This window comes from Allomuricauda sp. R78024, from assembly GCF_044596045.1.
GTDB lineage: Bacteria > Bacteroidota > Bacteroidia > Flavobacteriales > Flavobacteriaceae > Flagellimonas.
This window is the reverse complement of record NZ_CP138995.1, coordinates 3676430-3688310: the sequence shown is the minus strand read 5'-3', so window position 1 is coordinate 3688310 and position 11881 is coordinate 3676430. Positions and strand designations below refer to the sequence as shown.

The following is an 11881-nucleotide window of genomic DNA, read 5'->3' as shown; positions in this document are numbered from 1 at the left end:
TCAAGACCAAAACATTTTTATATTTTTGCACACAATTATTGAGGAAAGATTTGACTGATTGCAACCTCCCTAAAAAAATGCTAAAAAGTGGTGTAAACTTCTTTGGGCTTTGCCGTCAAATTTCCTCCAGTAAATTTTATATACATGCCATATCTGTTTACATCAGAATCTGTAAGTGAAGGACACCCAGACAAAATAGCGGATCAAATTAGTGATGCGCTATTAGACAATTTTTTAGCTTTTGACCCTGAAAGCAAGGTAGCTTGCGAAACTTTGGTCACTACTGGGCAAGTGGTGTTGGCTGGCGAGGTAAAAAGCCACACTTATTTAGATGTTCAAAATATTGCCCGAAGGGTTATCAATGATATAGGATATACCAAAGGAGAATATCAATTTAGTGGAGATTCTTGTGGGGTTATTTCTTTAATTCATGAGCAGTCACAAGATATAAATCAAGGAGTTGATAGAGGAAAAAAAGAAGACCAAGGTGCAGGAGACCAGGGTATGATGTTCGGTTACGCTACAAAGGAGACTGAAAACTATATGCCTTTGGCTCTTGACATTTCCCACAAAATCCTTCAAATCTTAGCAGAACTTAGACGAGAGGGCAGCCAAATAGGTTATTTAAGACCAGATGCTAAAGCGCAAGTAACCATTGAGTATTCTGATGATAACGTTCCTCAACGTATAGATACTATTGTGGTTTCCACGCAACATGATGATTTCGATTCTGATGATCAAATGCTGTCAAAAATCAAAGAAGATATCATCTCCATTCTGATTCCAAAAGTTGTGGACAGATTACCAAAAAACATTCATGCTCTTTTTGACGATCAAATCAAATATCACATAAATCCAACAGGAAAATTTGTGATTGGCGGCCCACATGGAGATACAGGCCTTACAGGTCGTAAAATAATTGTGGACACCTATGGAGGAAAAGGAGCACATGGAGGTGGTGCTTTTAGCGGAAAAGACCCAAGTAAAGTAGATAGAAGCGCAGCATATGCGGCAAGACATGTTGCAAAGAATTTGGTTGCAGCTGGTGTTGCTGATGAAATTCTTGTACAGGTGAGCTATGCAATAGGTGTGGTAGAGCCCACTTCAATTTTTGTAGATACTTATGGTACATCCAATATTCATTTGTCTGATGGTGAAATAGCTGAAAAGGCTTCCGAGTTGTTCGATATGCGACCATTTGCCATAGAAGAACGCTTAAAACTTAGAAACCCAATCTATTTGGAAACAGCCGCATATGGTCACATGGGAAAACAACCCCAAATACTGACCAAAGTTTTTGAATCCCCATACAACGGAAAGATTGAAAAAGAAGTAGAACTGTTTACATGGGAAAAACTAGATATGGTCGAAGCAGTAAAAACTGCATTTGGTTTATAATTCAAAATTTATTTCAAAATAAAAAAGGGAGCCAATATTGGCTCCCTTTTTTATTGGGATACTCTTATGAACTTTAGTAGTTTTAGGAAATAAAATTATCCGAATGAAAAGTTCTACTCGATTTATATTCCTTGGTATTTGTCTTTTGTTAATGGCTGTAAGCTGCAAAAAAACCATCAAACAAGATACTGTTGAAAAAGAGGACACTTATGTGGCCGATAATTACACTAAGCAAGAAGTAGCTATTGAAATGCGTGATGGCGTTACATTACACACTACCATATATGCTCCCAAGGATGTTTCAAAAGAATACCCCATATTGATGCAACGCACTCCCTACAGCTCAAGACCATATGGAGAGGGAAACTTTAGAAAGCAAATAGGACCTAATATTCATTTAATGAAAGAGGGGAATATTGTAGTATATCAAGATGTAAGGGGCAGATGGTTGAGCGAAGGCCACTATGAAAATATGCGTGCCTATATTCCAAATAAAACTTCCGATGATCAAGTGGATGAAAGTTCGGATACGTATGACACTATTGAATGGTTGGTGAACAATGTGGAAAATAATAATGGTAAAGTGGGTGTCTGGGGAATTTCTTATCCAGGTTACTACGCAACATATGCCACTATTGACGCACATCCTGCTCTAAAAGCATCTTCTCCACAAGCTTGCATTGGCGATTTCTTTTTTGATGATTTTCACCATAACGGGGCATATTTATTGAGTTATTTTAGAGTAACATCCCTTTTTGGTACACCAAGGCCAAACAATGATCAACCCATAGACACCGCTTGGTACACATTTCCTGATTTACAGACAGAAGACCAATATCAATTCTTTTTAGATGCAGGTCCTTTGAAAAACCTTAACTCATTTTTTGAATACGAAACTGTTGATACGCCCACCATGCGACCAGAAGGAGTAACTGACGATTATTTTTGGAATGAACTTAAAGAACATCCAAACTATGACGAGTTATGGCAGAGTCGCGGTTTGATTCAACATTTAGATAAATCCAAGTCACACGTAGCCACCATGATTGTTGGTGGTTGGTTTGATGCTGAGGACCTCTACGGCCCGTTGGAAACCTATAAGAATATCGAAAAAAATAAAGAAAGTTATAATACGATGGTTTTTGGGCCATGGGATCATGGTCGCTGGGCAAGACAAAATGGTCGCAGTTTAGTGGGTAATTATTATTTTGGAGATTCCATATCAGAATTTTATCAAGAAAAGATTGAAACGAAATTTTTCAATCATTTTCTAAAAGGAGAAGGTGACAAAAATAGTGGACTTCCTGAAGCTTATGTTTTCGATTCAGGTAGAAAAGAATGGAAAGAATACGATTCTTGGCCACCTAAGGGCGTTGAAAAGCAAACCATGTTCCTTTCCGAAAATCAAGAATTGACTTCAGAGTTGAAAGAAGTTTCGGGTATTAAATTTGTTAGTGATATCAAAAAACCAGTCCCGTATTCTGAGGATGTTAAAACCGTACTTACCCCCAGAAAATACATGACAGATGACCAACGTTTTGCAGCGCGCCGTTCAGATGTGCTTGTTTTTGAAACTGATGTCATGGAAGAAGATTTCACCTTGGCTGGTGACATTTTAGCCAAACTGAAGGTGGCTACTACAGGAACTGCATCAGATTGGGTTGTAAAGGTTATCGATGTACATCCAGCCAATACGGAAACCAATGAGGAGATGCAGGATCACCTTAAAATGAGCAATTATCATTTAATGATTCGAAGTGAAGTACTAAGAGGACGATTTAGAAATAGTTTTTCAAATCCAGAACCATTCACTCCAAATAAGAAAACTGATGTAACCATTAAATTGCAAGATGTTTTCCATACCATTAAGAAGGGTCATAAACTCCAGGTACAGGTACAAAGTACTTGGTTTCCATTAATAGATTTGAATCCGCAGACCTATGTTGAAAATATATTCAAAGCAGATGAAACTGATTTTAAAACACAGACTCATACTGTTTTTACTGATTCAAATATTGAGTTTTCGATTTTAAAATGAAAATAGCTTCAGCTAAGAAAATTAAGCAACCATGGCCTACCAAAGCGGTTATGGAACAAATTTATGAGGCTAAACTTTGGGGAGACAATGGTTCTGATTTTTATTCAGGCCATGGATCGCATCTTCCTGAATTGGTCAACCCGTATGTCGATGTCTTGCAATCGTTTTTAAAATCTTTTGAAAATCCATTAACAGTTTGTGATTTAGGTTGTGGAGATTTCAATATTGGTGCAGCATTGGCTGGGGACACCAAAAAATACATTGCGGTGGATATCGTTGAAGAACTGATCAACTTTAACACGAAGAAATTTCAAAGTCCAAATTTGGAATTCCATTGTTTGGATATAGCAAAAGATAACCTGCCATCAGCAGATTGCGCTATTCTAAGGCAAGTATTGCAACATTTATCCAATTCGGAAATCAGAAATATTGTGGACAAACTCTATAACTTTAAATATATTGTTTTAACGGAGCATTTGCCCCATGGCGATTTTTATGCCAATACTGATATCATTTCCGGTCAGGGAACTCGATTGAAAAAACAAAGTGGCGTGGATTTATGTAAAGCCCCATTCTATTTAAAAGTAAAGGAAACGAAACAGTTATTGTCTCTTGATTCTCCAAATAATGATGGGTGTTTGGTAACGACCTTGTTTAAAATGTTCTGAGTGTGAGAAATCTATCGGTCATATCCTTGAAAAATCACTGGAATTCGCAAAATTTCCAAAAATCATTAGGATATTAAAAGATTCTACCTTTATATTTGTCCTAATAAGTTCAAACACGTATTGAATAGTTATCAAGAAAGGTGGAGGGAATAGACCCTATGAAGCCTTAGCAACCCTTGACTTCCAACGTCAAGAAGGTGCTAAATTCTATCCTAAGTAATTTAGGAATAGATAACAGTCATCGATTTATATCGATTTCACTTTCTTATAACTTTTTGATTTATCCTATCAACCTATGGATTGAATAGGGTTTGGCTTTTTATTTTATCGATTCTAATAATTTAAAAAACTGAAATCATGAGTGATCAAAAATTTTCAACCAATGCCTTGCATGCAGGACACGACACCACCCAAACTGGTGGCACTAGGGCAGTACCTATTTATCAAACAACATCTTACGTTTTTAACGACACGGAACATGCTGCTAATCTATTTTCGTTAGCAGAACTTGGGTTTATTTACACACGTTTAAATAATCCTACCAATCAAATACTTCAAGATAGGCTTGCTGCTATTGAAGGTGGAGTGGGAGCTGCTGTTTTTGCGTCAGGCACAGCCGCCATTTCTACTGGATTGTTAACGCTGTTAAAAGCTGGTGACCACATAGTAGCATCTAGTAGTTTGTATGGAGGTACATTTAACTTGTTAAATGTAACATTACCTCGATTGGGCATTACTACCACCTTTGTGGATGCATCCGACCCTTCAAAATTTAAAGATGCGGTACAAGAAAATACTAGAGCGTTCTTTGTGGAGTCTTTGGGCAATCCTAAACTGGATGTGCTGGATTTAAAAGCTATTTCCAAAGAGGCGAAAACAGCTAAAGTGCCATTCATTGTTGATAATACCGTGGCAACTCCTGGATTGTTAAATCCGATAGAGCATGGTGCAAACCTTGTAATTCATTCATTGACCAAATACATTGGGGGGCAAGGTAACTCTTTAGGTGGTGCTATTATTGATGCTGGCACCTTTGATTGGACCAATGGTAAATTTCCTGAATTTACAGAACCATCTGCGGGATATCATGGTTTGGTTTATAGTGAGGCCTTAGGTGCTGCTGCATTTACTTTTAAATTGATTTTGGAAGGCTTGCGTGATTTTGGTGGTGCTTTAAGTCCATTTAATGCGTTTCAAATTATTCAAGGCCTAGAAACTTTGCCAGTAAGAATCAAGCAGCATAGTGAAAATGCTTTGGCTTTGGCAGAATGGTTGCAGGATAGAGATGAAGTAGCTTGGGTAAACTACCCTGGGTTAAAAGGGAATAAATACTATAAGCTGGCTCAAGAATACTTGCCAAAAGGGCAAAGTGGTTTGGTAACTTTTGGGGTAAAAGGTGGTTTTGAAGCTGCAAAAAAATTGACTGATGCTACCAAGATATTCTCATTGTTGGCAAATATTGGCGATACCAAATCTTTAATTATTCATCCAGCAAGTACAACGCATCAGCAATTGAACGAAGAGCAACAAGCAGATGCCGGAGTATCTCAAGACTTGATTAGATTATCAGTTGGGCTAGAAGATTTATCTGATTTGAAAGCTGATTTAGAACATGCGTTTTCAACAATTGATAAGTCGATTTTGGCTTAATAAATAATATTTTATGCTAAAGCATATTACCATACAAAACTATACCACCTTAAATGGCGTTGTTGAAGATTTACAATTATCCTATCAGGTTTTTGGGGAGAAATTGCACACTGCGCCTATTGTTTTGGTGAATCATGCGCTTACAGGAAACTCCAATGTTACGGGAGAAGAAGGGTGGTGGTCAGATTTAATTGGTAAGGACAGATGTATTAATACAGATACCTATACCATTTTGGCTTTCAATATTCCAGGAAACGGATATGATGGTTTTGTTATTGATAATTATAAGGATTTTGTTGCTGGTGATATTGCACGGATTTTTCTTTCGGGATTGGAGCAACTTAAAATTGAACGGTTGTATGCAATTATTGGTGGTTCATTGGGCGGAGGCATTGCATGGGAGATGACTGCACTGAATCCAAAGATTACTGAACATTTAATCCCTGTAGCTTCTGATTGGAAGTCTACAGATTGGTTGATAGCAAATTGCCAAATCCAAGAACAGTTTTTGGTAAATTCTAAACAACCAGTTCACGATGCACGGATGCACGCTATGCTATGTTATAGAACTCCGGAATCTTTTAAAGAACGTTTTAAGCGAAGCACCAATGAAGAACTTCAGGTTTTCAACGTAGAAAGTTGGTTGATGCATCATGGTGAAAAACTACAGGAACGATTTCAGCTGTCAGCATATAAATTGATGAACCAACTGTTGAAGACCATCGATATTACTAGAAATGGAGATGATGCTTTTAACTTGATTCAGCAAAGCGAAACGAAGATTCATATAATTGGTGTTAATTCAGATTTGTTTTTTACTGCTGAAGAAAACAAAGAAACATTTAGGCATTTGGCTCAGGCAAATGCAAACGTGACATATGGTGAGGTACAGTCTCTACATGGGCATGATGCCTTTTTGATTGAGTTTAAACAACTGGAAAATCTTTTGGAACCTGTCTTTCAGAAAAATGGAAAAACAGACCGTATAAAGATCCTAAAGTTTGGCGGTAAATCTTTGGCCAATGGGGAAGGGATTGAAAATGTGCTGAATATCATTTCAAAAAGAGCAAAAGAAAGGGAAAATTTTGCGGTGGTACTTTCTGCTAGAGATAAGGCAACGGATCAGTTGGAATCCATGCTTAAAAAAGCTGCAAAAGGAAAGGATTTCAGAGAAGATTTAAATCTTTTTTCAAACTACCAAAAAAGCGTTTATTCCAAAACCGATATAAAGGAAGAACTTCAGCATATAGAAAAGCTGTTAAAAGGGGTTTCACTTACAGGGGACTATAGTTTAAAAACCAAGGATGAATTACTTTCCTACGGGGAATTGCTTTCCGGAAAAGTTGTAACCGGCTTATTGATAGAATCAGGAATCAAAGCGCAGCTTATTGATTCTAGGGCGTTGATTAAAACAGACGATACGTTTAATAATGCTGAGGTTGACGAAGCAATTTCAAAAGAAAATGTAATTCTTTGTTTTAAGGAATTGGACTCAGATGTTGTACCCATTATTACAGGTTTTATAGCATCTAATAGAGAAGGGGAGACTACAACTTTAGGAAGAAATGGAAGTAACTATTCAGCAGCGCTGTTGGCCAATTTCTTAGATGCCGAAGAACTGGTGAACTATACCCATGTAGATGGTATTTTTACGGCCAATCCGGATTTAGTTAGCGATGCCAAGTTGATTGATGTTATTTCTTATGCTGAGGCTAACGAACTTGCAAATTTTGGAGCTAACATTCTACATGCCAAAACCATTATTCCGCTTATTGAAAAGAACATTCCCTTGCGTATTCTTAATACGTTCAATAATGATAATAAAGGAACTCTTGTAGGCCCCAAAACTGAAAATGGAGGTATAAAGTCTTTGTCTGTAATAGAAGATGTTGCGTTGGTTAACTTAGAAGGGAGAGGTCTTTTGGGCAAAGTAGGGATAGACGCCCGTATTTTTAAAGCTTTAGGACAAAACAATATAAATGTTGGGATAATCTCTCAAGGCTCTTCCGAAAGAGGGATTGGTTTGGTCGTGGAATCCAAAAAGGCCCAAAGGGCAAAAAAAGTATTGGATTTGGAGTTTGAAACGGATTATAGTTCTTACGACATCAATCAGATTACGGTGATGGAAGACGTTTCCGTGATCTCAATTGTTGGGATGGATTTAAGCACCTTTCATAAACCATTTAATGCTTTGGTGAAAAATCAAATTGTCCCTTTACTTTTCAATAATACGGTTTCGGGAAAGAATGTGAGTTTGGTGGTTAAAAAATCTGACTTACACAAGGCCATCAATGTAGTTCACGGTCAAATCTTTGGAATTGCAAAGAAAATCAATCTGGCCATTTTTGGGCATGGTAACGTGGGAGCAACCTTGATAGATCAGATTTTGGATTCTGAAAAAAATATTGAAGAACGAAAAGGAATAGACCTTAGAGTCTTTGCTGTGTCAAATTCGAGAAAAGTATTGCTCAATGCAAATGGAATAGCAAAAAGTTGGAAAAAGGATTTGGATACAGGAGGGAAACCATATCAAATAGAAGACATTGTAGCTTTTGCTAAAGAGAATCATTTGGAGAATTTAATAGCTGTAGATAACACTGCAAGTGAAGCGTTTGTTTCCAACTACGAACTTTTCATTACGCATGGGTTTGATTTGGTTTCATCCAATAAAATTGCCAATACTTTAGGTTTTGATTATTATAAATCAATTAGAAGTCATCTCGAAAAAAATCAAAAGCAGTATCTCTATGAAACCAATGTTGGGGCTGGGTTACCACTTATAGATACTATAAAACTGTTACATCTTTCTGGAGAGAATATTACCCGTATAAAAGGTGTTTTCTCAGGCTCGTTAAGTTATATTTTCAATACTTTTTCAGAAAAGGAAGCATCATTTTCTACCATTGTAAAAGAAGCAATGGACAAAGGGTATACTGAGCCCGATCCAAGAGAAGACCTTTCCGGCAATGATGTAGGCAGGAAGTTATTGATTTTAGCTCGCGAATTGGACTTGCAAAATGAATTTTCAGATATTGAGATTGACAATCTAATCCCTAAACCATTACAATCAATCAGTTTTGATGAGTTCATGGATAACATTTCAGAAATGGATGAAAGGTTCAGCAAGATTAAGCAAGATCAAAAAGACGGGTTTGTATTACGGTATATTGGTGACCTATATGGTGATTTGCAACAGGATAAAGGAATATTGGAAGCAAAATTGGTGTCTGTTCCAAAAGAAAGCGCTTTAGGTCAGGTTAAAGGTTCGGACTCCATAATTGAAATTTATACAGAATCATATGGCGAAAACCCCTTAGTGATTCAAGGTGCAGGAGCGGGTGCTGCGGTAACCGCCAGAGGAGTTTTTGGAGATATTTTAAGAATAGCAGAAAAAATATAATGAAGAACGAGAGGAAATTTGAAACAGAGGCGATAAGAACACAGTTGGAGCGCACACAATTTTTAGAGCATTCCACTCCACTGTATCTGACATCCAGTTTTGTATTTGAGAACGCAGAGGATATGAGAGCTTCTTTTGCAGAGGAGAAAGAACGCAATATTTATTCAAGGTATTCCAATCCAAACTCTTCAGAGTTTATAGATAAGGTATGTAAAATGGAAGGCGCAGAAAATGGCTTTGCATTTGCTTCGGGCATGGCAGCCGTTTTTTCAACATTTGCTGCTTTATTGGAGAGTGGGGATCATATTGTCTCGGCCAAAAGTATTTTTGGTTCTACACATACACTTTTCACTCAATTTTTCCCCAAATGGAATATTGGCACAAGTTACTTTGATATCAATAATTTAGAGGCTGTTGAGGAACTAATTACTCCTAACACAAAAATTGTATATGCTGAATCACCTACAAATCCAGGTGTTGATGTTTTGGATTTGGAGATTTTAGGAAATATTGCCAAAAAACATAATCTCATATTTATTATTGATAATTGTTTTGCATCTCCCTATTTACAGCAACCCATAAATTTTGGAGCGGATTTGGTAATTCATTCTGGGACAAAACTGATGGATGGCCAAGGAAGGGTTTTGGCTGGAATTACGGTTGGGAGCAATGAGCTTATTGATAAAATCTACAGATTTTCACGTATTACAGGACCTTCGCTTTCTCCATTTAATGCATGGGTGTTGTCCAAAAGTTTGGAAACTTTGGCACTTAGAGTTGATAGACATTGCTCCAATGCATTGCAATTGGCAACATACTTAGAAAGTCATAAGAAAATAGATTGGGTAAAATATCCATTTCTTAAGTCGCACCCTAAGTATGAGATTGCAAAAAAACAAATGAAAGCTGGTGGATGCGTAGTAGCTTTTGAGGTAAAAGGGGGGCTGGAGGCCGGTAAAAAATTCTTTGATGCCATTAAGTTATTGTCCCTTTCCGCCAATTTAGGTGATTCTAGGAGTATTGTAACGCACCCAGCATCAACTACCCATAGCAAATTGACCAAAGAAGAACGAAAGTCTGTTGGAATTTCTGATGGTATGGTGCGGGTTTCGGTTGGTTTGGAACATATTGATGATATTATAGCAGATATTGAACAAGCGCTGGGGTAAAGCACTATAATAGGGAGGTCAATTGTTAATTTTCCCTATATTCGTAAGATGCTCTCCAAGAAGACAAAATATGGCTTAAAAGCCCTTACGTATCTCGCTTCAATAGATAGTAAGGAGCCCGTTCAAATTGCTGAAATAGCCAAACATGAAAACATTTCCCAGAAGTTTTTGGAAAGCATTTTGCTCACCCTCAGACGAAATGGATTTCTAGGCTCTAAAAAAGGAAAGGGTGGGGGATACTATCTAATCAAGGAACCCAAGGATATTTTAATGACCTCAGTAATGCGGGTATTGGAAGGACCTATTGCCATGGTGCCTTGCGTTAGTCTTAATTTCTATGAAAAGTGTGATGACTGCCCTGATGAAAATAAATGCTCAGTCAATAAGTTAATGCTCCAAGTAAGGGACAGTGCTCTTGAAGTATATAGAAACAATACCTTGGCAGATTTGATTTCCTAATTAAGATTCTTCATTTTTTTTGAGTTTTGGTCGAAATATTTATAATAAATCATATTGCATTTATTATAATCTATAAAAACCATAGGGTAAATGTAATTTTATTATCCTTTTAACGATTTACTTTGATAAATAATTCTATTTTTGATTATCCTATTAAATCTATAGGAATATAATAATTAGGAATGATAGCAGATCAGTTAATAATTGGCAATAGGGGAAACAGAGATACTTTCACAAAGGACAAAACTTCTGAGAAACCCAAACGTAGTGTTGCAAAATCAGTTAGTTGGAGAATAATTGGGACCTTGGATACCATTCTTATTTCTTGGGCGGTTACAGGAACTTTGTCCTTGGCATTTTCAATAGGTATGGTTGAATTGGTTACAAAAATGGTGCTGTATTTTTTTCATGAAAGAATTTGGAACAGTATTAACTGGGGTAAATAAACAATTGAAAATATGGCATTCTTAAAAGAGGAAATAGAAAGTTTAAACCGTCAATTTAGAGGTATAGCTCCACAGGAGATTATTTCTTGGGCTTTAAACAATAGCAAGCGACCGGTGGTCACCACCAATTTTAGACCGTACGAGGTTGCCATTCTTCATGCGGTCACCGACGTCTCTACAGAGATTCCCATTCTTTGGTGTGATACTGGGTACAATACCCCCAATACATACATACATGCAGAAGATTTGATTTCCCGTTTAGGGTTGAATATCAAATTATATGTTCCAAAACAGACATCGGCACATCGCGATTCCGTAATGGGGATTCCTCAAATTGATAACCCACAGCATGCAACTTTTACAGAACAAGTAAAACTGGAACCGTTTAGAAGAGCAATGGAGGAACACCAGCCAGATGTTTGGTTTACCAACCTGCGCAAAGGACAGACGGCACATAGGGATTCATTGGACGTTTTGAGCTTAAGTAAGGACGGCGTACTTAAAGTAAGCCCGTTTTATTACTGGAATGATACCCAATTGGATGCCTATTTGAGAGATCGACAATTACCCAACGAACACAAATATTTTGATCCCACCAAGGTTTTGGAGAACCGTGAATGTGGATTACACACCTAAATCAATAGACTTTTGGA

General features: G+C 37.2%; 9 protein-coding genes and 1 riboswitch. All 9 genes read left to right on the top strand.

Features of this window, described 5'->3' with window-relative positions; translation table 11 throughout:
- The first annotated feature begins 144 nt into the window (after positions 1-144).
- On the top strand, positions 145-1398 hold the full coding sequence (gene metK, locus SJY44_RS16700) for a methionine adenosyltransferase (protein ID WP_396590580.1): 1254 nt from the start codon (positions 145-147) through the stop codon (positions 1396-1398).
- 103 nt (positions 1399-1501) lie between these two features.
- Entirely contained in the window at positions 1502-3436 is a 1935-nt protein-coding gene (locus SJY44_RS16695; protein WP_396590579.1) for a CocE/NonD family hydrolase, read from the top strand.
- Complete coding sequence (locus tag SJY44_RS16690) at positions 3433-4104, top strand: class I SAM-dependent methyltransferase (protein ID WP_396590578.1); 672 nt, start codon at positions 3433-3435, stop codon at positions 4102-4104. Before SJY44_RS16695 ends, SJY44_RS16690 begins: the two co-directional genes overlap by 4 nt.
- A gap of 125 nt (positions 4105-4229) precedes the next feature.
- Positions 4230-4342, top strand: a riboswitch (SAM riboswitch).
- 119 nt (positions 4343-4461) lie between these two features.
- Entirely contained in the window at positions 4462-5754 is a 1293-nt protein-coding gene (locus SJY44_RS16685; RefSeq protein ID WP_396590577.1) for an O-acetylhomoserine aminocarboxypropyltransferase/cysteine synthase family protein, read from the top strand.
- A gap of 13 nt (positions 5755-5767) precedes the next feature.
- Positions 5768-9154 (top strand): bifunctional aspartate kinase/homoserine dehydrogenase I, encoded by a 3387-nt coding sequence (thrA, locus tag SJY44_RS16680; protein ID WP_396590576.1) that lies wholly within the window; start codon positions 5768-5770, stop codon positions 9152-9154.
- The gene (locus SJY44_RS16675; RefSeq protein ID WP_396590575.1) at positions 9154-10323 is read left to right on the top strand and encodes a trans-sulfuration enzyme family protein; all 1170 of its coding nucleotides are present in this window, start codon (positions 9154-9156) and stop codon (positions 10321-10323) included. The genes thrA and SJY44_RS16675 overlap by 1 nt, the downstream gene beginning before the upstream one ends.
- A 48-nt stretch (positions 10324-10371) precedes the next feature.
- Positions 10372-10782 (top strand): Rrf2 family transcriptional regulator, encoded by a 411-nt coding sequence (locus SJY44_RS16670; protein WP_147740801.1) that lies wholly within the window; start codon positions 10372-10374, stop codon positions 10780-10782.
- A 182-nt stretch (positions 10783-10964) separates the two neighbouring features.
- Positions 10965-11228, top strand: coding sequence for a DUF2061 domain-containing protein (locus SJY44_RS16665; RefSeq protein WP_396590574.1), 264 nt, complete (start codon positions 10965-10967; stop codon positions 11226-11228).
- Between the two features lie 12 nt (positions 11229-11240).
- Complete coding sequence (locus SJY44_RS16660) at positions 11241-11864, top strand: phosphoadenosine phosphosulfate reductase family protein (RefSeq protein WP_396590573.1); 624 nt, start codon at positions 11241-11243, stop codon at positions 11862-11864.
- The last annotated feature ends 17 nt before the right edge of the window (positions 11865-11881 follow it).

Excerpts from the sequence above, each read along its gene's own strand:
- SJY44_RS16675 (WP_396590575.1), top strand. The coding sequence starts at position 9,154 with ATGAAGAACGAGAGGAAATTTGAAACAGAGGCGATAAGAACACAGTTG.
- SJY44_RS16665 (WP_396590574.1), top strand. The coding sequence starts at position 10,965 with ATGATAGCAGATCAGTTAATAATTGGCAATAGGGGAAACAGAGATACT.
- SJY44_RS16660 (WP_396590573.1), top strand. The coding sequence starts at position 11,241 with ATGGCATTCTTAAAAGAGGAAATAGAAAGTTTAAACCGTCAATTTAGA.
- SJY44_RS16695 (WP_396590579.1), top strand. The coding sequence starts at position 1,502 with ATGAAAAGTTCTACTCGATTTATATTCCTTGGTATTTGTCTTTTGTTA.
- SJY44_RS16685 (WP_396590577.1), top strand. The coding sequence starts at position 4,462 with ATGAGTGATCAAAAATTTTCAACCAATGCCTTGCATGCAGGACACGAC.
- SJY44_RS16690 (WP_396590578.1), top strand. The coding sequence starts at position 3,433 with ATGAAAATAGCTTCAGCTAAGAAAATTAAGCAACCATGGCCTACCAAA.
- SJY44_RS16670 (WP_147740801.1), top strand. The coding sequence starts at position 10,372 with ATGCTCTCCAAGAAGACAAAATATGGCTTAAAAGCCCTTACGTATCTC.
- metK (WP_396590580.1), top strand. The coding sequence starts at position 145 with ATGCCATATCTGTTTACATCAGAATCTGTAAGTGAAGGACACCCAGAC.
- thrA (WP_396590576.1), top strand. The coding sequence starts at position 5,768 with ATGCTAAAGCATATTACCATACAAAACTATACCACCTTAAATGGCGTT.